Here is an 802-nt window from a genome sequence, read left to right as displayed (position 1 = left end):
GTCCCATTCTGGATTGGGAACCTGGCCTTCGATGGCTTCGAAATAGACCTGCATCAGCGAGGCGATGGCGAAGGGCTCGATGAAGGCCGCCTTGAAGGCCCAGGCAAAGACGATGGCCAGCACGAAGGCCCAGCCGGCCAATTGTCCGGGCATGACCCACAGGATCGCGGCGGCGGGCGCCAGCATCAACAGGAAGATGACGAAGGACACGCCCCACATGATCACCGCCAGCCACACGGCGTTCTTGACCATGTGCTTGCCATTCTGGGCGTAGAGCACGACGCCTTGCCGCGCCGTCTCGAAGGGCGAGTTCGAATTGATGCGGATGTTGTAGCCGAGGATGATTTCGTCGACATAGGTTAGCGACAGGCGGATCACCGTGTTGATGAAGCTGACGAGGCCGCTCAGGCCGGGAATAGGCAGGAAGGCGGCGATGCCGCCGATCAGGCCGGTGATGGCGCGGATGGCACCCTTGACCAGCTGGTCGACGACGAAAAGGATGTTGGCTTCGGCAAAGCGCTGGCTGACCACTTCCTTGGCATAGGCGATCTGGCCCTGGCCGTCGGGCACTTCATGGCCGTCGATCAGATGCACAATGACGGCGATATGACCGGCTTTCAGCACATAAAGGATATATTCGCGGATCCAGTAGACTGCGATCGACACGATTCCGAAGCCGACCACGCCGCCCCAGAGAGCGAAGGACATCGGGCCATCCGGATCGGTCGAGATGTGGCCGACGCCGTAGCCGACGCTGGCGCCCGTGCCGGTCGCCATGATGTAAGCGACCGTGATGCCGAAA

At 61.3% G+C, this 802-nt stretch carries 1 protein-coding gene; it reads right to left on the bottom strand.

Features of this window, described 5'->3' with window-relative positions; all coding sequences use genetic code 11:
• On the bottom strand, positions 1 to 802 hold an 802-nt coding region (locus EOA23_RS35155; protein ID WP_127307356.1), incomplete at both ends, for a hypothetical protein.

The organism is Mesorhizobium sp. M2A.F.Ca.ET.042.01.1.1 (assembly GCF_003997405.1).
Taxonomy (GTDB): Bacteria; Pseudomonadota; Alphaproteobacteria; order Rhizobiales; family Rhizobiaceae; genus Mesorhizobium.
Note: the sequence above shows the minus strand (reverse complement) of the source record. Positions and strands in the feature narration are given on the sequence as shown.